22 protein-coding genes are annotated in these 25293 nt (G+C 36.6%); 16 read left to right on the forward strand and 6 right to left on the reverse strand.

The features are described 5' to 3' along the window. Window positions 1-15: 15 nt before the first annotated feature. From opp4B to glpT, 4 genes are all read right to left on the reverse strand, one after another. Entirely contained in the window at window positions 16-981 is a 966-nt protein-coding gene (gene opp4B / locus AC1DMU_RS21745) for an oligopeptide ABC transporter permease (protein ID WP_088061882.1), read from the reverse strand. Between the two features lie 14 nt (window positions 982-995). Then, a complete protein-coding gene (locus AC1DMU_RS21750) occupies window positions 996-1922 on the reverse strand; it encodes an ABC transporter ATP-binding protein (protein ID WP_001196372.1) in 927 nt (308 codons plus the stop codon). After that, a complete protein-coding gene (locus AC1DMU_RS21755) occupies window positions 1909-2928 on the reverse strand; it encodes an ABC transporter ATP-binding protein (RefSeq protein WP_000795363.1) in 1020 nt (339 codons plus the stop codon). The genes AC1DMU_RS21750 and AC1DMU_RS21755 overlap by 14 nt, the downstream gene beginning before the upstream one ends. A gap of 283 nt (window positions 2929-3211) precedes the next feature. Further along, window positions 3212-4561 (reverse strand): glycerol-3-phosphate transporter, encoded by a 1350-nt coding sequence (gene glpT / locus AC1DMU_RS21760; protein ID WP_088061884.1) that lies wholly within the window; start codon window positions 4559-4561, stop codon window positions 3212-3214. A 272-nt stretch (window positions 4562-4833) separates the two neighbouring features. Here glpT and AC1DMU_RS21765 point away from each other — a divergent pair, with 272 nt between their 5' ends. The 10 genes from AC1DMU_RS21765 (at window position 4834) to inhA2 (ending at window position 16116) form a co-directional block, all read left to right on the forward strand. Then, complete coding sequence (locus tag AC1DMU_RS21765) at window positions 4834-5292, forward strand: MarR family winged helix-turn-helix transcriptional regulator (RefSeq protein WP_001132358.1); 459 nt, start codon at window positions 4834-4836, stop codon at window positions 5290-5292. A gap of 19 nt (window positions 5293-5311) precedes the next feature. Further along, window positions 5312-6925 (forward strand): MDR family MFS transporter, encoded by a 1614-nt coding sequence (locus tag AC1DMU_RS21770; protein WP_088061886.1) that lies wholly within the window; start codon window positions 5312-5314, stop codon window positions 6923-6925. A gap of 137 nt (window positions 6926-7062) precedes the next feature. Beyond that, window positions 7063-8034, forward strand: coding sequence for a ribose operon transcriptional repressor RbsR (rbsR, locus tag AC1DMU_RS21775; protein ID WP_088061888.1), 972 nt, complete (start codon window positions 7063-7065; stop codon window positions 8032-8034). Window positions 8035-8047: 13 nt separating this feature from the next. Continuing rightward, window positions 8048-8944, forward strand: coding sequence for a ribokinase (gene rbsK, locus AC1DMU_RS21780; protein ID WP_088061891.1), 897 nt, complete (start codon window positions 8048-8050; stop codon window positions 8942-8944). After that, window positions 8941-9336 carry a D-ribose pyranase gene (rbsD, locus tag AC1DMU_RS21785; RefSeq protein ID WP_000716160.1) on the forward strand — a complete coding sequence of 132 codons (396 nt, stop codon included), beginning with the start codon at window positions 8941-8943 and terminating at the stop codon, window positions 9334-9336. Before rbsK ends, rbsD begins: the two co-directional genes overlap by 4 nt. An 18-nt stretch (window positions 9337-9354) precedes the next feature. After that, on the forward strand, window positions 9355-10839 hold the full coding sequence (gene rbsA, locus AC1DMU_RS21790; RefSeq protein WP_046953796.1) for a ribose ABC transporter ATP-binding protein RbsA: 1485 nt from the start codon (window positions 9355-9357) through the stop codon (window positions 10837-10839). Between the two features lie 2 nt (window positions 10840-10841). Next, window positions 10842-11777: an ABC transporter permease subunit gene (locus tag AC1DMU_RS21795; RefSeq protein WP_476941564.1), complete on the forward strand. Its 936-nt coding sequence runs from the start codon at window positions 10842-10844 to the stop codon at window positions 11775-11777. 14 nt (window positions 11778-11791) lie between these two features. Further along, window positions 11792-12718 carry a ribose ABC transporter substrate-binding protein RbsB gene (gene rbsB / locus AC1DMU_RS21800; RefSeq protein WP_088061895.1) on the forward strand — a complete coding sequence of 309 codons (927 nt, stop codon included), beginning with the start codon at window positions 11792-11794 and terminating at the stop codon, window positions 12716-12718. A 34-nt stretch (window positions 12719-12752) separates the two neighbouring features. Beyond that, window positions 12753-13400: a fructose-6-phosphate aldolase gene (fsa, locus tag AC1DMU_RS21805; protein ID WP_000667662.1), complete on the forward strand. Its 648-nt coding sequence runs from the start codon at window positions 12753-12755 to the stop codon at window positions 13398-13400. Between the two features lie 316 nt (window positions 13401-13716). Further along, window positions 13717-16116, forward strand: a complete 2400-nt coding sequence (gene inhA2, locus AC1DMU_RS21810; RefSeq protein ID WP_088061897.1) for a M6 family metalloprotease immune inhibitor InhA2 — start codon at window positions 13717-13719, stop codon at window positions 16114-16116. 282 nt (window positions 16117-16398) lie between these two features. On the opposite strand, the gene AC1DMU_RS21815 is transcribed toward inhA2, so the two are convergent. Further along, entirely contained in the window at window positions 16399-17577 is a 1179-nt protein-coding gene (locus AC1DMU_RS21815; RefSeq protein WP_088061900.1) for an MFS transporter, read from the reverse strand. A gap of 226 nt (window positions 17578-17803) precedes the next feature. Here AC1DMU_RS21815 and bdhA point away from each other — a divergent pair, with 226 nt between their 5' ends. From bdhA to AC1DMU_RS21845, 6 genes are all read left to right on the forward strand, one after another. Next, on the forward strand, window positions 17804-18856 hold the full coding sequence (gene bdhA, locus AC1DMU_RS21820; RefSeq protein ID WP_000645832.1) for a (R,R)-butanediol dehydrogenase: 1053 nt from the start codon (window positions 17804-17806) through the stop codon (window positions 18854-18856). Between the two features lie 118 nt (window positions 18857-18974). Further along, window positions 18975-19319: a potassium channel family protein gene (locus AC1DMU_RS21825; RefSeq protein WP_000948236.1), complete on the forward strand. Its 345-nt coding sequence runs from the start codon at window positions 18975-18977 to the stop codon at window positions 19317-19319. 264 nt (window positions 19320-19583) lie between these two features. Then, the gene (gene cerA / locus AC1DMU_RS21830) at window positions 19584-20435 is read left to right on the forward strand and encodes a phospholipase CerA (RefSeq protein WP_000731008.1); all 852 of its coding nucleotides are present in this window, start codon (window positions 19584-19586) and stop codon (window positions 20433-20435) included. A 72-nt stretch (window positions 20436-20507) separates the two neighbouring features. Next, complete coding sequence (gene sph, locus AC1DMU_RS21835; RefSeq protein WP_000676775.1) at window positions 20508-21509, forward strand: sphingomyelinase C; 1002 nt, start codon at window positions 20508-20510, stop codon at window positions 21507-21509. A 108-nt stretch (window positions 21510-21617) separates the two neighbouring features. Further along, window positions 21618-22790, forward strand: a complete 1173-nt coding sequence (locus AC1DMU_RS21840) for an amino acid deaminase/aldolase (RefSeq protein WP_088061901.1) — start codon at window positions 21618-21620, stop codon at window positions 22788-22790. Continuing rightward, window positions 22778-24091 carry a D-arabinono-1,4-lactone oxidase gene (locus AC1DMU_RS21845; RefSeq protein WP_088061903.1) on the forward strand — a complete coding sequence of 438 codons (1314 nt, stop codon included), beginning with the start codon at window positions 22778-22780 and terminating at the stop codon, window positions 24089-24091. Before AC1DMU_RS21840 ends, AC1DMU_RS21845 begins: the two co-directional genes overlap by 13 nt. A gap of 7 nt (window positions 24092-24098) precedes the next feature. On the opposite strand, the gene AC1DMU_RS21850 is transcribed toward AC1DMU_RS21845, so the two are convergent. Next, a complete protein-coding gene (locus tag AC1DMU_RS21850) occupies window positions 24099-25250 on the reverse strand; it encodes a VanZ family protein (protein WP_087983313.1) in 1152 nt (383 codons plus the stop codon). Window positions 25251-25293 lie beyond the last annotated feature (43 nt).

Consider the following 25293-nt stretch of genomic DNA (forward strand, 5'->3'; position numbering starts at 1 on the left):
CGTCATCTCCTTTCTTTAATCAATACGAATACGTGGATCGACGATGCTTAGAATAATATCTGAAAGGAGAGTTCCAAGTAACGTTGCAAATCCAGTAAACATAACGAGTGCAGTTATTACACTAAAATCACGCTGAGAGATAGATTGTATAAATAGTTGTCCAATTCCTGGATAGCTAAAAATACTTTCTAAAAAGATGGCACCGCCAACTAATCCTGTAATTTCATAGCCTAAGAAGGCTGCAATTGGTAAGAATGAATTTCGTAAAATATGTCTAGAATAGATTTTTGATTCTGGAACACCCTTTGCTCTTACTGTACGCACAAAATCTTTATGTTTCGTATCAATAATTTCGCTTCGTAAATATTGAACCGTACCAACTGTCGCAATTAATGCACCAGATAAAGCTGGTAATAGCATGTGATTCAATTTGCTTAAATAGTAAGCAAATGTACCTGTTGCAACTTGAGGATCAACGCTACCGCCGGTTGGGAATATTGCAAACTTAAATCCGAATAGGAAGAGCATAATTAATGCAAATATAAATAGTGGTGTAGCAAAACCTAGATAGTTGTAAATGGTAATGAGTCGATCAGCCCATGTATCATTCCACCGCCCACTTATAACTCCTAGTGGTATGGCAATTAAATAGGTAAGGATAAGAATAACAAGTGCTAAAGATACTGTATTTCCAAGTCGTTCTCCAATTAAATCGGTTACTTTCATTTTATGTGCATAGGAAATACCGAAGTCACCTTGGGCTGCATTTTTAATCCAGCGAACATATTGTGTTGCAACTGGGTCATTTAATCCAAGCTTTTCACGTTGTTCTTCAATCACTTTTGGATCCGCTTTTGGATTCATTGCTCTGCCGGTTAAGGCATCGCCTGGCATTGCCTTAGCTAATAGAAAGACAAGTACACTTAACACGAATAATTGCGGGATCATCACTAAAAATCTCCGTAATATAAACTTCCACATGTTTTATCACTCCCTTATGGTAATGCCACCCGGTGCGTTGGCGAGATTGCTTTTAAGTCATAAGCACGACCGTTTTCATTGAAATAATTTTCGTATGATTTCTCGTATTCAGAGCTTACTTGTTGACGGAGCTTACGCTGTCTCTCTCTGTTTTCAGGACGAATATCAGGAATTGCTGATATTAGGCGCTTCGTATAAATATGTTGCGGATTACTATAAATTTCTGCACTAGTTGCTTCTTCGACAATGCGTCCGCGATACATAACACCGATACGATCACACATATGACGAATTACACCTAAATCATGACTAATGAATAAGTATGTTAGTCCGAGCTCAGCTTGTAAATCTTGCAAGAAGTTTAATACTTGTGCTTGTACAGAGACGTCAAGCGCAGATACTGGCTCATCAGCAATAATAAGCTTCGGTTTTAATGTAAGAGCACGTGCAATACCAATCCGCTGCCTTTGCCCGCCGGAAAATTCATGTGGATATTTATAAATTGACTCTGGATTTAGACCAACTTTATCAAGATATTCTTGAACCGCTCTACGTTCTTCATCAGGTGAGAGCTTCTCAAAATTTCGAAGAGGCTCAGCAATAATGTCGAGAACACGTTTCTTCGGATTTAATGATGAATAAGGATCTTGGAAAATCATTTGAATATCTTTTCGTTGTTCACGTAGCTCGGAGCGACTTAATTTTGTTAAATCTCTATTATTAAAATGAATGCTACCCTCTGTTGCTTTCGTTAAATGCATAATTGCTTTACCCGTTGTTGATTTGCCACTTCCAGATTCACCAACGATCCCGTATGTTTCACCCGGTTGTAATTCAAAACTTACACCATCGACAGCACGCACGTAATCTAATGTGCGGCCGAAGAAACCACCTTTAATTGGAAAATGTACTTTTAAATCTTCTACTTTAAGCAGTGCCATGAGCTACGTCATCTCCTTTCTTATCTTGGAAGTTGAAATGCTTGTAGCAAGTACAACGTACCCAATGGTCTGGTTTTACTTCATGTAAAATTGGATTTTCCTCGTGTTGATCAGGTCTAATCCACGGAATTCGAGCTTGGAAGCGACAACCTGTGCGAGGAAGCTTCGCTAACGAAGGAACGACCCCTTGAATTACATGCAATTTTTCTTTTTCACCATACGCAGATGGAATGGAGTTTAATAGAGAACGAGTATATGGGTGAAGAGGGTTGTTAAAAATCTCTTCAACTTTTCCTGTCTCTACAACTTGTCCAGCGTACATAACGACGATACGATCTGCTGTTTCTGCGACAACACTTAAATCATGAGTAATTAAAATGATGCCCATTTTCGTTTGTTCTTGAATAGATTTTAGTAAGTCTAAAATTTGTGCTTGGATGGTTACGTCAAGAGCCGTTGTTGGCTCATCCGCAATAATGAGTGCTGGGTTACAAGCAATTGCAATTGCGATAACAATTCTTTGTCTCATTCCGCCAGATAATTCGTGTGGGTATTGTTTATATGTAAGTTCTGGTTTTGGAATACCAACTTGATGAAGTAGTTCTAAGGTGCGTTCTTTTTTTTCAACTTTTGAAAGGCTTGTGTGGTAGTCTAAGTTTTCTTCGATTTGTTTTCCAACTGTCATAAGAGGATCGAGTGCTGTAAGAGGTTCTTGGAAAATCATACCGATGTTTGATCCGCGTACTTTATTCATCTCTGCGGCTGACATAGTTAGTAGATCCTTATCTCTATAGTTAAGCTGCCCTTGTAATTTTGTATTTGCTTCATTATGCAGTCGCATAATAGAAAGGGCAAGTGCACTTTTTCCGCAACCTGATTCACCAACTATCGCGACAATTTCATTTTCATGGACAGTTAACGAAACATCATCAACTGCGGCATGATAGTGATCTTGTATGCGAAAGGAAGTCTGTAAGTTTTCAATGCGAAGAAGTGGATTCTTCATGGCTATCCCTCCATCTTTTCTGAAAAGACTAAATATTTTGTATGTTGTTGTTATTTTAATATAAATTGACAATGTTTGACAAGCATAAGTTGAGAAAATATTCAAAAATCTTTTTATACAGAGATTGAATGCTGTTATATAAGGGATTGAAGTTAGTTGAAAACGCTAACATATAAAAAGAGGAGAATAAATCTTTTGTAAGAAAAAAGATTTATATGTAGAAAAAAGAGAGGTGTTCTGGAAAGAACAGCCTCTCTTTTTTTGATAAGAATAATATTAGTACTTAAGCTTGTTTTGGTTTTGCAGATCCTGTCTTTAAAGTAAGAGCAAGGAAGAACATTGCAAGTACACAAGATACAAGTAATAAGATGAATCCGCCATCCCATCCGAATGCATCTACGATAAAGCCCATAGCTGCGCTAGCAAAAGTAGCTCCACCTAGGTAACCGAAGAACCCAGTTAAACCAGCGGCAGTTCCAGCAGCTTTTTTTGGTGCTAAGTCTAGTGCGTGTAGGCCGATTAACATAACAGGTCCGTAAATTAAAAATCCAATCGCGACAAGTGCGATACTATCAACCATTGGATTACCAGGAGGGTTTAGCCAGTAAACAAGAACGGCGATAAATACACCAACCATAAATAAAATACCAGCAGGTGCGCGGCGCCCTTTAAATAGTTTATCACTCATCCATCCGCAAAGAAGTGTACCTGGAATACCAGCCCATTCATATAGAGCGTAAGCTGTACGGGAGCTACTATGAGTGAAACTTTTTTCCTCTACTAAATAGGTAGGAGCCCAGTCTACAACGCCGTAACGTACGAAATAAACGAAAACGTTCGCGATAGCGATGTACCATAAAAATTTATTGTTTAGTACGTATTTAAATAAAATTTCTTTTACTGAAAGTTCGCGTTCTCGATCTTTTACTTTTTCATCTGATGGATATTCTCCAGTATGTTCTTCGATAGAAGGTAATCCACAAGATTGAGGTGTATCTCTCATCGTAATTAATACATAAATACCAACTAAAATTGAAAGAATACCTGGGAAGTAAAAAATACTCTTCCAGTCATTTGCGAAGAAGTATAAGCCTAATGTCACAAGAGAAGGCATAAGCGCGCCACCGACATTATGAGCAACGTTCCAAATAGACATTTTTGTACCACGTTCACTAATAGAGAACCAGTGAACCATCGTACGACCACAAGGAGGCCATCCCATACCTTGTACCCATCCATTTAAAAACTGAAGGACAAACATAAGTATAATGCTCGTTGTAATGAAAGAAAATGAGCCGAAAATAATATTAATGATACCTGATAAAAATAGCCCAGCTGCTAAAAAGTAGCGAGGATTACAACGGTCGGATACGATACCCATAAGAAATTTACTTAATCCGTAAGCGATAGATACTGCTGAAAGGATAACCCCAAGTTCCCCTTTACTAAAGCCTTGTTCGATTAAGTATGGCATCGCTAGTGAAAAGTTTTTTCGAACAAAGTAGTAACCTGCGTAGCCGATGAAGATACCTAAGAATACTTGTAAACGTAATTTACGGTATTCGCTATCAACGCGATCAGCTGGTAAGCGTTCCGCGTGGGGCGCAGGCTTAAATAATTGTGTGAAAAACATAAAATGAAAATCCTCCCCTAATGAATTCGAAATGTTGTAAGTCAGAGAGAATATAAAAAGGCCATGAAATATAAAAAAGTTTCCTTTTTTATGATTCATAGCCGTATACTCCGATTCTCCGTGACTGTCAATATTAACTTCGTCGAAAATTATACAACTTTGTGACAGAAATGTAAACGTTTTTATAAATAAAAAGTGTTGACGGATTTTGTTTGCGGGATTAATATTTAAATACGTTAAATATTTTATTGCTTAAATAAGAGGTGGATAACATGCCAAATGATATGACGCATATCGATAAAATTCAAGCTCTTGCCTTTTCGATTGGAAAGAAAATGCAGACGGAGTTATTAGAACAAATGCAAGCAACAGGACTTACACCACCGCAGTTTTATATTTTAAAGATTTTAGATCATTACGGTGCTTCAAGAGCGACAAAATTAGCAAAAAAGATGTATGTAAAGCCTAGTGCAATTACAGTGATGATTGATCGCCTAATTGACCAAGAGCTTGTAGAACGCTATCACGACAAAGATGACCGTCGTGTTGTCATCATTGAGTTAACAAAAAAGGGGAAAGCTAGAGTAGAAGAGGCAATGACCGCTCGTAATGAGCATATTGCAAAATATTTCTCACATTTAGAATTACAAGAAAGAGAAGATTTGTTACGCCTCTTTGAGAAGTTAGAAACAATTATTTGCGGGACACAAGAGAAAAAAGAGAATAACTAAGAGGAATTGAGGAGATTACATGGAGCAACAAGAAAACATAAATAGAAAGTTGCTGTTAATTGGTTTAATAATCGCGATGCTATTTGCTGCATTAGATGGAACGATTGTTGGTACAGCAATGCCGCGTATCGTCGGTGAACTAGGCGGATTAAGTTTAATGACGTGGTTAACAACAGCTTATATGTTAACATCAACGACAGTTGTACCAATTGCAGGTAAATTAGCGGATTTACTTGGCCGTCGTAACGTATATATTACAGGACTAGTTATCTTTATGGTTGGTTCGGCGTTATGTGGTATGGCAAATGGTATGACGGAATTAATTATTTTCCGTGGTATTCAAGGTCTTGGTGGCGGTATTATGATGCCAATGGCTATGATTATTATCGGAGATATGTTTACGGGAAAAGAACGTGCGAAATGGCAAGGTATTTTTGGTGCGTTATACGGTCTTGCTTCTGTAATTGGACCACAAGTGGGTGGTTGGATTGTAGACGCAGTGAACTGGAGATGGGTATTCTACATTAACTTACCAGTTGGTATTTTAGCAACAATCTTTATTGCAATGGGATTAAAGTCACATAAACAAACAGGACCGATCAAGATTGATATTGCTGGAATCTTTACGATGATTCTCGGTGTTGTAAGTTTATTACTTGCATTAACGTTTGGCGGAAAAGATTATCCATGGGATTCTTGGCAAATTATCGGTTTATTTGCATTAGCTCTAATTGGTATTATTAGCTTTGTTATCGTTGAAACGAAAGCAGAAGAACCGATTTTACCGATGCATTTCTTTAAAAATCGCACGTTTACAATACTGAATGCGATTGGTTTCTTTATGAGTATCGGAATGTTCGGTGCGATTATGTTCGTACCATTCTTCATGCAAGGAATTGTAGGAGTAAGTGCTGCTGAATCAGGAACAATTATGACACCGATGATGATTACAATGATAGTGATGAGTATTATCGGTGGTCAACTTGTATTAAAAGTTGGTGTGAAACCACAAATTATTACAGGGATGCTTATTATGGCTGGTGGTTTCTGGTTATTAACAACGATGGATATGCACACGACTAAACTTACTGCTACTTTCTATATGAGTATTATCGGTTTAGGAATGGGTCTTGTTATGCCGACATTAACATTAGCGTTACAAGAAAGTTTCCCGAAAAAAGATCTTGGAGTCGTAACATCATCAAGTCAGTTCTTCCGTCAAATCGGTGGAACATTTGGTATTACAATTTTAGGGTCAATCATGAATAACACTTCAGGTACAACATTAACAAATAAATTAGTACCTGTATTAGATACGTTCCCGAAAGAAGCGGGCCAAATGGTAACGAAATTTAAAGATATGATTCACACAGATCCACAAGGTTTATATTCGATGCTATTTAGTCCAGAAGCATTAAAACAAATGCCAGAAGCATTCGCTAACAGCATTGTACCAATCTTGAAAAACTCTTTAGTAGACTCACTTCATACTGTATTCTTAACAGGATTAGTATTTATCATAGTAGGCGCTATCTTTACAATTTTCTTACAGAAGATTAAACTGTCAGATCGTAAAAAAGATGCTGAAGAGCCAGCTACAGAGGAAAAAGAACAAACTGTATCCTATTCGTAATGAAAAAGCATCGCCTTATGGCGGTGCTTTTTTGAGTATAACCTTAAAAGCTTTTTCGTGAGAAATGATTGACGTATTTCTAGAAATACGTTATATTATTTTCTGTAAACGGTTACATGGAATGGAGAGGAAAGAGAATGAGTACGATTAAAGACGTTGCGAAATTAGCGGGAGTATCTGTGGCGACCGTTTCCAGAGTGTTAAATAAAAATGGATATGTTCATGAAGATACATTAAAGAAAGTAGAACGAGCGATTGAGATGCTAGATTATAAACCTAGTACAGTAGCGCGTTCATTGTATAATAAAAAATCACGTTTAATTGGCTTAGTTGTTCCAAATATCGTGAATCCATTCTTTCCAGAAGTTGCACGTGCCGTAGAAGATGTAGCGCATAAGCAAGGATACACAGTTGTCCTTTGTAACTCTGATGAGAGTTTAGAGAAAGAAAAGCAATATATTGATGTACTTAGGCAAAATAATGTGGATGGATTTATTGTAGCAACGAATCCACAAAATAGTGTTAATTACATGAAGTTGTCTGTTCCAGTTGTTGCAATTGACCGTATGTTTAATGAGCGTATCCCTACTGTATATGCAGATAACTATGCAGGGAGTCAGGCAGCGACAAAGCTATTAATAGATAAAGGCTGTAAACATATTGCGCATATTCGTGGACCGCGTGATGTAAGCACTGCTAATGAACGTTTTGAAGGTTTTGTAGACGTTATTACACAAAATAATCTTTCTTATATGATTGCGGAGAGTACATTTGATCCAGCTAATAGTGAGCGTGTAGCAGTGGAATTATTAGAAGAATACCCACATATTGATGGAATTGTTGCTGGAAATGATTTAATCGCAATAGGTATTGTAAAGGCTGCACTCCAAAAGGGGATTTCTATTCCAGATGATTTACAAATTATCGGATTCGATGGAATTTCTTTAACAGAAATGATGTATCCATCTATTACAACTGTTGCACAGCCAATTTATGAAATGGGAAAAATTGCAACAGAGCTGTTGTTAGAGCAGATGGAAGGAAGCGTATTAGAAGAGAAACACTATCGTTTACCGATTGAAATTATAGAACGAAATACAACGAAGTAAGGAGATGAAACAGATGCCAAATATTGCAGTGGTAGGTAGTATTTCAATGGACTTAGTGGCTGTTTCAAAAAAACGTCCGAAAGCAGGAGAAACAGTAATTGGTGAAGCATTTCATACAATCCCAGGAGGGAAAGGAGCCAACCAAGCAGTTGCTGCAGCTAGATTAGGCGCAAATGTAGCGATGGTTGGAGCGGTTGGAAACGATAATTATGGAACTGTAGTTAGGAACAATTTAGAGAACGAACGCGTTTTTATCGACTATGTGGTACCGGTTACAGATACGGCGACAGGAATTGCTCATATCGTTTTAGCAGAAGAGGATAACAGTATTGTTGTCGTGCAAGGGGCGAATGCTCTTGTAAATGAGTCGGTTGTAGATCGTTCAAAAGATCTTCTTATAAAAGCAGATATGGTTGTTCTTCAACTAGAGATCCCACTTGAAACAGTAAAATATGTATTGGCTATTTGTGAGGAGCATAATATTCCAGTTATGTTAAATCCAGCGCCAGCACAAGTGTTATCAGAAGATGTTTTAGAAAAGGCAACTTATATTACACCAAATGAACATGAGTGTCGCATCGTATTAGATGATTTCACGTCACCAATTGAAGGTTTACTGGCTAAATATCCAAATAAACTATTGATGACAGAAGGTTCTAAAGGTGTTCGTTTCCATAATGGTACGGAGATTGTACATGTTCCTAGCATCGCTGTTGATGTAGTAGATACGACTGGAGCTGGTGATACATTCAATGGTGCATTAGCAGTTGCGCTTTCTGAAGGAGAAACACTTCAAAAAGCAATTCGTTTTGCGAATATTGCTGGTGGCCTTTCTGTAACGAAACTTGGAGCACAGGGCGGTATGCCAACGAGAGATAGAGTACGTGAAGTGCAGGTGATTGTCGGTTGAAAAAGCACGGTGTATTAAACAGTGAGATTGCATCAGTCCTTGCTTCACTTGGACATACAGATACGATTGTAATTGCAGACTGCGGGTTACCAATTCCTGACGGAGTAAAACGAATTGATTTAGCTGTTGAGATTGGAAAACCTAGCTTTTTAGACGTATTGCAAGTGGTAGCTGATGATATGGCAATTGAAAAAGTAACGTTAGCAGAAGAAGTCATTAATAATAATGCGGAAGTAAATAAAGAAATCGAGCTGAAATTAATAGAGCCAGCATTTGAATATGTATCGCATGAACAATTTAAAGAGCACACGAAGAAAGCGAAAGCAATTATTCGTACAGGAGAGGCTACTCCTTATGCCAATGTAATTTTACATGCAGGCGTGATTTTTTAATAAAAGGAAGTGATGGGAATGCGTATTGAAATGAAAAATATTTCAAAGGCGTTCAATGGCAATCCTGTTTTGAAGAATGCACAGTTTATGATTGAAACAGGGGAAGTCCATGCATTGATGGGGGAAAATGGAGCGGGCAAATCAACGCTCATGAAAATTTTAACAGGTGTATACAAAAAAGATGGTGGAACAATCACGATTGATGGACAAGAACGAACTTTTAAAAATGCGAAAGAAGCAGAAGAGTACGGTATTGCATTTATACATCAAGAATTGAACATATTATCGAATTTAACAGTAGCTGAAAATATGTTTCTCGGTAAAGAGTTAATGTATGGGAAGACAGGTATTTTGCGTACGCGTCAAATGAACGCGATTGCGCAGCAGCAACTAGCGGAGTTAGGGTTACATGTAAAAGGCGCTATGTTGGCAGGAGAGTTATCGGTTGGACAACAGCAAATTATCGAAATTGCGAAAGCGTTAATGACAAACGCGAGCGTTATTATTATGGATGAACCTACAGCTGCATTAACAGATCGTGAAATTGAAACGTTGTTTACTGTCATTAATAAATTACGTAAAGAAGGCGTTTCGTTCGTTTATATCTCACACCGAATGGAAGAAATTTTTTCAATATGTGATGCCATTACGATTTTACGTGATGGGGAATACGTAGGAAAGAGACTCATTCCGGAAACATCATTTGATGAAGTAGTGAGTATGATGGTGGGGCGCAGCATTGGTGAACGTTACCCAGAGCGAAATAGTCAAATTGGCGATGTCATTTTTGAGATGCGTAACGGAACGAAAAAAGGGAAGTTTGAAAATGTTTCGTTTCAAGTAAGAAAAGGTGAAATCCTTGGTGTTGCTGGCTTGATGGGAGCTGGCCGTACAGATATTATGAAAGCGATATTTGGATACGAACCTTTAGATTCTGGCCAAATTTTTATAAATGGACAAGAAGTAAAGATTGATAGTCCGATAGATGCGATTAGACAAAGAATAGCTTTTATTACAGAGGATAGAAAATCTGAAGGGTTAGTTTTAGATTTCTCAATTCGAGAAAATTTAGCTTTACCGAATTTAGAAAGTCTTTCAAAGGGAAGTGTCTTAAGTAACGAACTAGAACAACAGTTTACAGCGGATATGATGAAACTTCTTAATGTGAAAGCAGCTAGTGGAGAGCAAGCGGTGAAATCTCTTTCTGGTGGAAATCAGCAAAAGGTTGTTATTGCAAAATGGCTAGGTATCCACCCGCAGTTACTCATTTTAGATGAGCCAACACGAGGTGTAGATGTTGGAGCGAAAAAAGAAATTTACTCTATTATGAATAAGCTTACTGAGCAAGGCGATGCCGTTATTATGGTATCATCTGAGCTTCCAGAAGTTTTAGGAATGAGTGATCGTGTTCTTGTTATTCATGAAGGAAAAGTCGGCGGCATTTTAGAGAAAGATGAGGCATCACAAGAGTCTATTATGGCACTAGCTACAGGGGGAGAGTAAGGATGGCTAAGAAGGGGAATGTATTACAACAACTCGGTTCTTTAATCGGTTTAGTATTAATTATCGTCGTAATTACAGCTTTAAATCCGGCATTTATTGAGATTCCAAATTTATTTAATATACTGCGTCAAGTATCGATTAATGCGCTTATTGCATTCGGAATGACCTTTGTAATTTTAACAGGGGGTATTGACTTATCGGTAGGTTCTATTTTAGCATTATCAAGTGCACTTGTTGCTGGAATGATGGCAAGTGGCATGGACCCGTTCCTTGCGATGGCAGTTGGATTATTAGCTGGTCTTGTAATGGGAATTGTAAACGGTATCATCATAGCGAAGGGAAAAGTAGCTCCATTTATTGCAACTTTAGCAACAATGACTATTTTTCGTGGGTTGACGCTTGTTTATATGGACGGACGTCCGATCACTGGTCTTGGTGATCATTTAATGTTCCAAATGTTTGGCCGCGGTTATTTTCTAGGTATTCCGGTACCAGCTGTTACAATGATGATCGCTTTCGCAGTACTGTACTTCATTTTGAAGAAAACGACATTTGGTCGCCGTACATTTGCAATTGGTGGAAATGAAGAAGCAGCAGCACTATCAGGTATAAATGTTACGAGAATTAAAGTAATGATTTACGGTCTTTCCGGAATTTTGGCAGCGCTTGCAGGTATTGTCTTAACATCACGACTAGATTCTGCACAGCCAACTGCAGGTACTTCTTATGAATTAGATGCAATTGCAGCAGTTGTATTAGGTGGAACAAGTCTTTCTGGGGGAAGAGGATGGATTATTGGTACATTCATCGGTGTACTTATTATCGGTGTACTAAATAACGGTTTAAATTTATTAGGTGTATCTTCTTTCTTCCAACAAGTTGTAAAAGGACTTGTAATCTTACTAGCTGTATTAATTGATCGCCGAAAAGAAGTGTAATGGAGGGATAGTTCATGAAGAAATGGTTACTTATACTCGTTGCATGTATTATGGTCATTACTGCTGGTTGTTCAATGGAACCACCAGAATGGGCAAAGGATTCTAGCGATAAAGGTCGAAATAAAACTATTAAAGTTGGATTCTCTGTTTCAACTTTAAACAATCCATTTTTTGTGACTTTGAAAAAAGGAGCAGAAAAGCAAGCGAAAGCAAGCGGCATTGAATTGATTGCTGTTGATGCACAAAATGATGCAGCAAAGCAAACGAACGATGTTGAGGATTTAATTCAAAAAGGTGTCGATGTAGTTGTTATTAATCCGACCGATTCAGATGCTGTTGCTTCAGCAGTAAGTGCGGCAAATGCTGCAAATGTTCCTGTTATTACAGTAGACCGCGTTGCAAATTCGGGTAAGGTTGTTTCTCACATTGCATCTAATAATATCGAAGGTGGTCAAATGGCTAGTGATTACATTCGTGAATTAGTTGGCGGGGGAGCAAACGTTGCTGAGTTAGAAGGAATCCCTGGATCTTCTGCTGCTCGTGAGCGTGGGAAAGGATTCCATAACGTAGCTGATAAGTCTTTAAAAGTAGTTGCAAAACAAGCGGCTGATTTTGATAGAGCTAAAGGATTATCTGTTATGGAAAACATTTTGCAAGCAAATGGTGATATTAAAGCCGTGTTTGCGCATAACGATGAAATGGCATTAGGGGCACTTGAAGCATTGAAGTCTTCTGGAAAAACAGATGTAGTCGTTGTTGGTTTTGATGCAACAGAAGATGCTGTAAAAGCGGTTAACGATGGGCGTATGGCTGCAACAGTTGCTCAAAAACCGGAATTAATCGGGGAGAAGGCGATGCAAACAGCAAAAGAGATAACACAAGGTAAAAAAGTGGACAAATCTATTCCGATTGAATTAGAGCTTATTAAGAAAAACAAATAAATATAAAATGAAAATCAGGAAGGAAGAATAACAAATGAAATTTTTTATTGATACAGCAAACATTAACGAAATTAAAGAGGCAAATGCATTAGGAGTATTAGCTGGAGTAACGACAAATCCATCACTTGTAGCAAAAGAAGGCGTAGATTTCCACGAGCGTATTCGTGAAATTTGCAACGTTGTAGAAGGACCTGTAAGTGCAGAAGTAATTAGCTTAGAAGCTGATAAAATGATCGAAGAAGGAAAAGAGTTAGCGAAAATTGCTCCAAACGTTGTTGTAAAAGTTCCAATGACAACAGAAGGTTTAAAAGCAGTAAAAGCATTCTCTGACTTAGGAATTCGTACAAACGTTACATTAGTATTCTCAGCAGTTCAAGCATTACTTGCAGCTCGTGCTGGTGCAACATACGTTTCACCATTCTTAGGTCGCTTAGACGATATCGGTCATAACGGTATGGACCTAATCCGCCAAATCGCAGAAATCTTTGCAATTCATGGCATTGAAACAGAAATTATTGCAGCATCTGTACGTCACAGTGTTCACGTAACAGAGGCAGCATTAAACGGTTCACATATTGCAACAATCCCAGCAAACGTAATTGCTTCATTAGTGAAGCACCCATTAACAGATCAAGGAATTGAGAAATTCTTAGCTGATTGGGAAAAAACACAAGAGAAATAATAGAAAATCGAGAATCCTAGTTTAATTGACTAGGGTTCTTTTTTATTTAAAAGAATTTTCATGCAATTTTGCATATTGTCTTTTAAATTTGTTATATAAGCTATTTAATATATATCAAATCACTTTTTATTTTTCATATTTCGACATAAAAAGGTAGCGGTTCTGACCAGAAAACTGGAGGGGCATGATTCTATAACAGAAGGCTTAACGTTTATAGAATTATGCCTTTTTATATAGGGAGGGCAGAAAATAGGGATTTCGATTTAAATGCACTCATTTATCTGAATTTTAAGTTTTATAAAAGGAGAGAAATAGAATGAGAAGAAAAACGCCATTTAAAGTGTTGTCATCATTAGCAATTGCGGCAATTATCGGATGCACATCTGTAATGAGTACTCCGCTAGCATACGCAGAAACGCCAGCAAAAGAGAAAGAAAATGTATCTACAACACCAATTGATTACAATTTAATTCAAGAGGATCGTTTAGCGGAAGCGTTGAAAGAAAGAGGAACAATTAATCCAGCATCTTCTAAAGAAGAAACGAAAAAAGCTGTAGAAAAGTATATTGAAAAGAAACAAGGCGATCAGGCAAATAAAGAAATTCTTCCAGCGGATACTGCTAAAGAGGCATCTGATTTCGTGAAAAAAGTAAAAGAGAAGAAAATGGAAGAAAAGGAGAAAGTAAAGAAACCTGAAAAAAATGTTAGTCCTGAGCAAAAACCAGAACCAAATAAAAAACAATTGAATGGACAAGTCCCAACTTCTAAAGCAAAGCAAGCGCCATATAAAGGGTCTGTTCGAACTGATAAAGTATTAGTATTACTCGTTGAATTTAGTGATTATAAACATAATAATATTGATCAAACACCAGGGTATATGTATTCGAATGACTTTAGTAGAGAGCATTATCAAAAAATGTTATTTGGTAATGAACCGTACACATTATTTGATGGTTCAAAAGTAAAAACGTTTAAACAATATTATGAAGAGCAGTCTGGTGGAAGTTATACGACAGATGGATATGTAACGGAATGGCTAACTGTTCCAGGAAAAGCGTCTGACTACGGTGCTGATGGTAGTAGTGGTCACGATAATAAAGGACCAAAAGGCGCACGTGATTTAGTGAAAGAAGCTTTACATGCAGCTGCTGAGAAAGGGCTAGATTTATCTCAATTTGATCAATTTGATAGATATGATACAAATGGTGATGGAAATCAAAATGAACCTGATGGTGTAATTGATCATTTAATGGTAATCCATGCTGGCGTTGGTCAAGAAGCTGGTGGCGGTAAATTAGGTGATGATGCAATTTGGTCACATCGTTCAAAATTAGCAATAGATCCAGTAGCGGTTGAAGGTACAAAATCAAAGGTAGATTACTTTGGTGGAAAAGTAGCGGCGCATGATTATACAATTGAACCAGAAGATGGAGCAGTAGGTGTATTTGCGCATGAATTTGGACATGATCTTGGTTTACCAGATGAATATGACACGAAATATACTGGAACTGGTTCACCTGTCGAAGCGTGGTCATTAATGAGTGGAGGTAGTTGGACAGGGAAAATTGCAGGAACAGAGCCAACTAGTTTCTCACCACAAAATAAAGACTTCTTACAAAAGAATATGGGCGGCAACTGGGCAAAAATTTTAGAAGTAGATTACGATAAAATTAAGCGTGGAGTAGGAGTTCCTACATATATTGATCAAAGTGTTACAAAATCCAATCGTCCAGGCGTTGTACGTGTTAACTTACCAGGTAAAAGTGTTGAAACGATTAAACCGGAGTTTGGAAAGCATGCATATTATAGTACAAGAGGAGATGATATGCATACAACACTAGAGACACCATTCTTTGATTTAACAAAAGGAACAAATGCAAAATTCGATTATAAAGCAAATTATGAGTTAGAAGCAGAGTGCGATTTTGTCGAAGTGCATGCAGTAACAGAAGATGGAACGAAAACGTTAATTGATAGACTTGGAGAAAAAGTAGTCCAAGAAGATAAAGATACAACAGATGGAAAATGGATGGATAAATCATATGATTTAAGTCAATTTAAAGGGAAAAAAGTGAAACTGCAATTCGATTATATTACAGATCCGGCTGTAACATATAAAGGTTTCGCGATGGATAATGTAAATGTAACTGTTGATGGACAAGTTGTATTTTCTGATGATACAGAAGGACAGGCTAAAATGAATTTAAATGGTTTTGTTGTTTCTGATGGGACAGAAAAGAAAGCTCATTATTACTACTTAGAGTGGAGAAACTATGCGGGATCAGATAATGGATTAAAAGCAGGAAAAGGTCCAGTGTATAATACAGGTCTTGTCGTTTGGTATGCAGATGATAGCTTCAAAGATAACTGGGTTGGGGTGCATCCAGGTGAAGGATTCCTTGGTGTTGTGGATTCGCATCCAGAGGCATTTGTTGGGAATTTAAACGGAAGACCAACTTACGGTAATACAGGTATGCAAATTGCAGATGCTGCATTTTCATTTGATCAAACACCAGCATGGAGTGCAAATTCATTAACACGTGGACAGTTTAACTATTCTGGATTACAAGGTGTTACAACATTTGATGATTCAAAAGTATATAGTAACAAACAAATTGCAGATGCAGGAAGAAAAGTTCCAAACCTTGGACTTAAATTCCAAGTTGTTGGACAGGCAGAGGATAAATCGGCAGGCGCTGTTTGGATTAAACGTTAATAACATAAAAGCACATTCTTCATATGAAGAGTGTGCTTTTCAATTTGTACAGTAAGTTATTATTTTAGCTTGTGTAATACAAGTGTCTGTTCATATGTAGTGTATCAAATTATGTGGGGAAAGGAAATATTTCCGAGGAAATTGTCGAAGTATCGTTGGTATTTATACACTTTTTTTGTCAAAGAAGAAATGTAGTGTTGCCTTTACAGTTTAATTTATTTACATTGTTACTTGGCTATACACAAAAGTAATATATTCGGCAAAAAAAAGACAATGATGGAATTAACCCATCATTGTCTTTTTTATTTTGCTGTTTGCTTTACTTTTTATTTTGCTTCTTACATAAATCATTCCAGCGAATGTTAATAAGAATGCAGTTCCGATAACGAAGCTGACGCTAGGGGATGCCCCGATTGCACCAACTGTAAAGGATCCAGCAACAACTCCTAATGAGAAGAAAGCATAAAACAATCCGAATGCTTTTCCGCGCTTATCATCTGTCGTATTTTCAACAAGTAATGCATTTATCGATGGGAAAAGGATAGCGAATCCAATGCCATAAATCATCATAACGATAAAGAGCATACCTTTTGTTGCGAATAATCCAAGTAAAGATAACGCGAATGCCATTACTGCAATCCCAATTAGCATGAGTTTTGAACGATTAAATCGATCGTAAATACGGTTTGTTGGCAGCAAGAAGAAGAGGATAGCGGTAATGCCGAATACACTTAACATCATGCCTGTTGTAGATGCTTTAAGTGCTAATGCCTCAACTTTCACTGGTAGCATATAAGTGACAATTCCTTGTGAAAACATTAGCGTGAAGGCACCAATATATGCTTGCAATAACGGTTCTGATTTCAATAGTTCAATCATATCCTTTTTGTTCATCATTTGTGTTCTTGAAGTATCTTTTCTTGATACGTTATTTGGTAAGAAGAATAGAGATACGATTGTACCAAGGACCATTAAAATAGAAATGGTAATGAACACCCACTCTATACCAGCAGTTGCTTTCATAATTCCACTGAAAGCCGGTCCTACAATTGCCGCTGTTCCAACAGCAGCACCAGATAGGGCCATTGCCTTACCTTGTCTTGCTGAATTTGTTTGTTTTGATAAAAACGTAAAGGCAGCAGGAATTAAAAATCCGTCACTAAAGCCGTGCATAAAGCGCACAACTAATAGTTGTTCACCACTTTGAACAACGGTGTATAACAAGACTATGAAACTCGTAAGCCCCATGCTTATATAAAGTATTTTTTTTGCACCAAATTTATCGACAGCAGCGCCAGCAATAATATTACCGATCATATTAGCGAATGAGTACATACCGACAACTAGCCCAATAATAAGAGGAGATCCTCCAAGACTTTGAGCGAACGTACTCATAATAGGTAATTGTGAAAATGTATCTAGAAACGCTACGATAACAATAAAGTAAATAAAATATTTCAAGCGATATTCACCTCTCCTATGCTATTATGGCATAATGCTAATTTCAACCGCAATGAAATTAGCATTAACAGATGTGGAAAAAAGTACAAAGTGACAAAATATTGAACGTTATTTGTTAAAATTTAGTGGGAATGAGATTGTTTTTTTGAAATATATGGATAGAAGTATTATAATAGATTTGTAAACTTCACCAGGTTAAGTATATACGTAGAGAGGGATGTATAAAATGAAAGCATTACTTTGGCATAATCAACGCGATGTACGAGTAGAAGAAGTACCAGAACCAACTGTAAGACCAGGAGCAGTTAAGATTAAAGTGAAATGGTGTGGTATCTGCGGAACAGACTTGCATGAATATTTAGCAGGACCTATTTTTATTCCAACAGAAGAGCACCCATTAACACACGTAAAAGCACCGGTTATTTTAGGTCATGAGTTTAGTGGTGAGGTAGTTGAAATCGGTGAAGGCGTTACTTCTCATAAAGTGGGAGATCGCGTCGTTGTAGAACCAATTTATTCTTGTGGTAAATGTGAAGCTTGTAAACATGGACATTACAATGTTTGTGAACAACTTGTTTTCCACGGTCTTGGCGGAGACGGCGGCGGTTTCTCTGAATATACAGTAGTACCAGAAGATATGGTCCACCATATTCCTGATGAAATGACGTATGAACAAGGTGCACTTGTAGAACCAGCAGCGGTAGCAGTTCATGCAGTACGTCAAAGTAAATTAAAAGAAGGGGAAGCTGTAGCAGTATTTGGTTGTGGTCCAATTGGACTTCTTGTCATTCAAGCAGCTAAAGCAGCAGGAGCAACTCCTGTTATTGCAGTAGAACTTTCTAAAGAACGTCAAGAGTTAGCAAAATTAGCAGGTGCGGATTATGTATTAAATCCAGCTACTCAAGATGTACTAGCAGAAATTCGTAACTTAACAAATGGTTTAGGTGTAAATGTGAGCTTTGAAGTAACAGGTGTCGAAGTAGTACTTCGTCAAGCGATTGAAAGTACAAGCTTTGAAGGACAAACTGTAATTGTTAGTGTGTGGGAAAAAGATGCGACAATTACGCCAAACAACCTTGTACTAAAAGAAAAAGAAGTTATCGGTATTCTTGGATACCGTCATATCTTCCCAGCTGTTATTAAATTAATTAGCTCTGGCCAAATTCAAGCAGAGAAATTAATTACGAAAAAAATCACAGTGGATCAAGTTGTTGAAGAAGGATTTGAAGCACTTGTAAAAGATAAAACACAAGTGAAAATTCTTGTTTCACCTAAATAATAGAGAATAGTAAAAAGTAGCTCTTTTCTAGAAATAGAAGAGGGCTACTTTTTTTCTATACAGAAAGGTGATAGACTTTCCTTTAACTACAGGTATTTTGTTTGGAAGGGGAAGTCTAATGCTTTCATTTATGTTGACATTGAAACGAATGCTAAAAGCTTGTTTACGAGCGTGGAAAGATAAAGAGTTTCAAGTGTTATTCGTATTAACATTTTTAACATTAACATCTGGTACGATTTTTTATAGTACAGTTGAAGGATTACGTCCTCTTGACGCTTTATATTTTAGTGTGGTCACGTTGACGACTGTCGGTGATGGGAATTTTAGTCCGCAAACTGATTTCGGAAAGATATTTACAATCTTATACATATTTATTGGGATTGGATTAGTGTTTGGATTTATTCATAAGTTGGCAGTTAATGTACAACTACCAAGTATATTATCGAATAGAAAAAAAGAGTAAAGCATGTGGATGCTTTACTCTTTTTTTACATTAGTTTAGACAATCATTCGTAGTAGCTTAACAATACTTTACTACAATATAAGTGCATTCATTCATTATATTCACTATGTATAAAGTTATAATGATATGAACATTTGCATATTTTAATTTATTGATAGAAATTTCATGAAAGGTGGGATATTCTAGTCATAGGTTAACCGGACGATATCATAGGATCCTAACAAAAAGTTTACAATAATTCAATTATAAAATGGAGGATTTCAGATGAAAAAGAAAGTACTTGCTTTAGCAGCAGCTATTACATTAGTAGCGCCGTTACAAAGTGTTGCATTTGCTCATGAAAACGATGGGGGAAGTAAAATAAAAATAGTTCATCGCTGGTCTGCTGAAGATAAACATAAAGAAGGCGTAAACTCTCATTTATGGATTGTAAACCGTGCCATTGATATTATGTCTCGCAATACAACACTTGTAAAACAGGATCGAGTTGCACAATTAAATGAATGGCGTACGGAATTAGAAAATGGTATTTATGCTGCTGACTATGAAAATCCTTATTATGATAATAGCACATTTGCTTCACATTTCTATGATCCAGACAATGGAAAAACATATATTCCATTTGCAAAGCAGGCAAAAGAAACTGGCGCTAAATATTTTAAATTAGCTGGTGAATCATATAAAAATAAAGATATGAAACAAGCATTCTTCTATTTAGGATTATCTCTTCATTATTTAGGAGATGTAAACCAACCGATGCATGCGGCAAACTTTACAAATCTTTCGTACCCACAAGGATTCCATTCTAAATATGAAAACTTTGTAGATACGATAAAAGATAATTATAAAGTAACGGATGGAAATGGATATTGGAACTGGAAAGGTACAAATCCAGAAGAGTGGATTCACGGAGCGGCAGTAGCAGCGAAACAAGATTACGCTGGCATTGTAAATGATAATACGAAAGATTGGTTCGTAAAAGCAGCTGTATCACAAGAATATGCAGATAAATGGCGCGCTGAAGTTACACCAATGACAGGTAAGCGATTAATGGATGCACAACGTGTTACTGCCGGATACATTCAGCTTTGGTTTGATACGTACGGAGATCGTTAAGTATTAAAAAAAGGTCAAATCTCACAATAGAGTATTTGGCCTTTTTATAACTAATACATGGAGGTATGAAGCGTGAAAGGAAAATTACTAAAAGGTGTACTTAGCTTTGGGATTGGTTTAGGAGTTTTATACGGAGGATCTTCAGCTCAAGCAGAAACGTCTACAAATCAAAATAATACTTTGAAAGTGATGACGCATAACGTTTATATGCTATCAACAAATTTATATCCGAACTGGGGACAAAGTGAGCGTGCTGATTTAATTGGGGCGGCAGATTATATAAAGAATCAAGACGTGGTTATATTAAATGAAGTGTTTGATAATAGCGCATCAGATCGTTTGTTAGGGAATTTGAAGAAAGAATATCCAAATCAAACAGCGGTATTAGGTCGTAGTAACGGAAATGAATGGGATAAAACGTTAGGTAGCTATTCATCTTCAACTCCTGAAGATGGGGGCGTTGCAATCGTGAGTAAATGGCCGATTGTTGAAAAGATTCAATATGTATTTGCAAAAGGATGCGGGCCAGATAATTTATCGAATAAAGGATTTGTATACACAAAAATTAAGAAGAATGATCGTTTCGTTCATGTAATCGGGACGCATTTGCAGGCTGAAGATAGTATGTGCGGAAAAACTTCACCTGCATCTGTACGTACAAATCAGTTAAAAGAAATTCAAGACTTTATTAAAAATAAGAATATACCAAATGACGAGTACGTCCTATTTGGTGGTGATATGAACGTGAATAAAATAAATGCAGAGAACAATAGTGACTCAGAGTACGCATCCATGTTTAAAACATTACACGCTTCTATTCCATCTTATACGGGACATACAGCAACTTGGGATGCGACGACAAACAGTATAGCAAAATATAATTTCCCTGATAGTCCTGCCGAGTATTTAGATTATATTATTGCAAGTAAGGACCATGCGAATCCGTCATTTATAGAGAATAAAGTATTACAACCGAAATCTCCACAGTGGACTGTTACATCATGGCTTAAAAAATATACATATAATGATTACTCTGATCATTATCCAGTAGAGGCAACTATTTCTATGAAATAGTCCTAAAAAAGTTTCTTCTTAATAGGAAGAAACTTTTTTATTTTGTAGAGGAAATTTCAACTTTCTTTCCAATATGTATAAGACATATTGAAAAGAGGAGAGAAAAATGTGGATCGAGGAATTTTTAAAGAAGTTCCATTACCGTGTGCATTTTTGGATGAAGTAGCTTTAGATAAAAATATTCAATCGGTTATGGAATTAAGTGGAAACAAGAAGATTCGTATAGCGAGTAAATCGCTACGTTCTGTTCCGGTTATGCAAAAGATTTTAGCTACAAATGATCGATTTCAAGGTATTATGTGTTTTTCACCTAGAGAGGCTTTGTTTTTAATTGAACAAGGATTCAATGATTTATTGCTCGGATATCCTGCTTATGATAAAAGGGCTTTACATGAAATAAGTTTGCTAACAAAGCAAGGCCTCATTATAACTTGTATGGTGGATTGTGAAGACCATATTGTTTATTTAGAAAAAATTGCTGAGGAGTCTAAAGGGTGTTTTCGTGTTTGTTTGGATATTGATATGAGTAGTCGTTTTTTTCAATTTCATTTTGGGGTAAACAGATCACCGGTAAAAGATGTGCAAGGTGCTTTGAAAATAATAAAAAGGGTAAAAGAATCATCATTTTTAATACTAGATGGTGTAATGGGATATGAAGCTCAAATTGCTGGGGTAGGAGATCACATACCGAATCAAAGAGTGAAAAGTAAAGTAATTTCGTATTTAAAGAAGAAGTCAGTGTTAGAAGTTAAAGAAAGAAGAGGACATATCGTAAAAGAAATACAAAACCTAGGTATTGAACTAAGGTTTGTAAATGGGGGAGGCACAGGAAGTATAAAAACAACTGAGCAAGATAATTCAATTTCAGAGATTACAATAGGTTCTGCTTTTTATGCCCCGAAGCTGTTCGATTATTATAAAGAGGTGCAATTTCATCCAGCTGTCGGATTTGCTTTACCAGTTGTGCGTAAACCAGCCCCGTTTATTTACACTTGTTTAGGTGGTGGATATATTGCCTCAGGTGCAATCGGGAAAGATAAAGAACCTGAGATTTGGAGACCAAATGGTGCCAAACTATTAGCTTTAGAAGGCGCTGGCGAAGTGCAAACACCGATTTTTTATAACGGTAAGGAACGAGTAGAGATAGGAGATTCTATCTTGTTTCGCCATAGTAAAGCTGGAGAGTTATGTGAGCGTTTTCCTTTTTTATATCGTGTGAAAGAAGGAGAGATTGTTGGGGAGTATTCAACATATCGGGGGGATGGCCAATGCTTTCTATAAAGGGACAAAAATGGAGAAATTGGACAGGGAATGTAGAAGGAACGCCGCATTATACGATGTATCCAGAAAGTATACAAGATGTAGTAGAAGTTGTAGGGCTTGCTCGAAAAAAAGGGAAGAAAATTCGTGTTGTCGGTTCAGGACACTCGTTTACACCTCTTGTGCAAACGGAAGAAATTTTAGTTTCTTTAGATGAATTGAAAGGTATTTTGGATATGGATGCAGAGAAGATGGTTGCCGAAGTATGGGCAGGAACAAAGCTACATGATTTAGGGAAGTTACTTGAAGAAAAAGGTTATGCACAAGAAAATTTAGGGGATATTGATTCGCAATCGATTGCAGGAGCGATTAGTACAGGGACTCATGGAACGGGTATTACCTTTGGAAGTTTATCAACACAAGTTATAGAGATTACCGCAGTTTTATCTACAGGCGAGAGTATAGTTTGTTCGGAAACTGAGAATGTGGAATATTGGAGAGCCTTTCAGTTGTCGCTAGGAATGTTAGGTATCATTGTAAAAATAAAATTGAAGGTTATTCCAGCCTATTCACTCGTTTATAAAAGTGAAAAACAGTCATTATCTACTGTAATGAACAAGCTAGAAGAATATAAGAAGAATCGCCATTTTGAATTTTTTGTTTTTCCTTATTCAGATGAAGTACAAGTGAAATTTACAAATGAAACAACGGGTAAAAAAAGTGACTTGAAATGGCATAAACTAAAGGTAGAGTTGCTTGAAAATAAGATGTTCTCTTTGTTATCTAAAGGATGTAAATGGTTTCCTTCTATAAGTAAAGGTGTAAGTCGATTATCGGCTAAAGCTGTACCGAATACAAAAATAATTGGTCCGAGTTATGAAGTATTTGCTACATCGCGTGCGGTTCCATTTTATGAAATGGAGTATAGTGTTCCTTCAAAGTATATGCGGGCTGTTGTAGAAGATATTTCAAACCTTATTGAAAAGAAAAAGTATAAAGTGCACTTCCCAATTGAATGCCGTTATGTGAAAAGGGATGATATATGGCTCAGTCCAGCGTACGGAAGGGATTCAGCGTATATTGCCGTTCATATGTATAAAGGTATGAAGTATGCTGCTTATTTTGGTGAGGTGGAGAAAATTTTTCTAAAGTATGAAGGGCGCCCGCATTGGGGGAAAATGCATACGTTAACGTACGAAAAATTACAAAATATATATCCAGAAATGCATTCGTTTCTAAAGGCGAGAAAGTTACTAGATGAAGCAGAAATGTTTTCAAACCCTTACACAGAAAAATTATTTACGATTATGAAAAAAAGCTGACAAAGTATTACTTGTCAGCTTTTTTTAGTATAATCGCATTTCTTGTTTGACTAATGCGCTCGTAAAATAGTAACTTATCACGACTAAATACATGTAATAAAACATGAATAATAAATAGACCGTTAATTACAAATTGGAATAATAGTATAACTAGTAATACTAAAGGCTCTGTATGATTTAAGATAGAGCTACTCGAAAGAATATAATTGATTCCGCCTAAAATGAAATAGAATATCCCGTAACGAATGAATAATTCTTTTAGTGTAATACGCTCAGCTTGTCCTTTAATGTAAATCCGAAGCAACGCTTTTCCTATTGTTCTTCCATTCGTAAAGTATGGAATGATAATAAAGTAAATTAAGATTGAACATGTAATGAAAAGGAGTTCGTATACATTTGTATAAGATTGGATGTTAGCGATAAATAGTGAATTTCCTTTATTTTTAATGAAAGGTACAACGATAGATAAGAAAATCCAATCAATTTGCATAGCGATGAGACGACGAATGAATCCGACTGGTTTCGTTTCTAAATCAATATGAATATCTAATTCGCTTGTTTTCGGAAGGAAGTACGTAAAGATTGGTGCAATGATAAAACCAATTACGCCGCCTAGCGTGTTTAAAAACAGATCGTCAATATCAAATAAGCGGTATGCACAATTATAAATACCATATAATCCAGTTACTTGTGTTAATTCAAAGAATAGTGAAAGACAAAAAGAAATACACACTGTTTGTAAGAAGCTACGTCGGAAATAATAACGTAAGTACATACCGAACGGAACGGTTAGTAAAACGTTAAAAGCGACTTGTAAAAACGCAGATTCCTTTAATAAATAGAAGTACGTAGCTGGCTTCGTTAAAATCGCCGAGGTATGATTACTAATCTCTTGTATGAAATAAAATGGCGAGAGTTGCAAATGTTGCGTATTAGCCGGTTGTAGGCTACAAGTATCATACGTTTGTGGTAATGGCAAAATCACAAGAAAATAGGCATTTAATAAGTAAAGTAATAATGAATATAAAATAAATGAACGCCATTTATTTAAATAACCGTATTTACGATAATTAAATATTAAAAAAGGGATTAATAGAAACATTGCTAAAATAGGAAATAAAATAAATGCTGTTTTTATTGGAAATAAATATGCAGTCAAAATGAAGCTCCTTTCAATGAAAATTCGTTTATCATTATAACGT

This window comes from Bacillus sp. 01N45 (assembly GCF_056399205.1).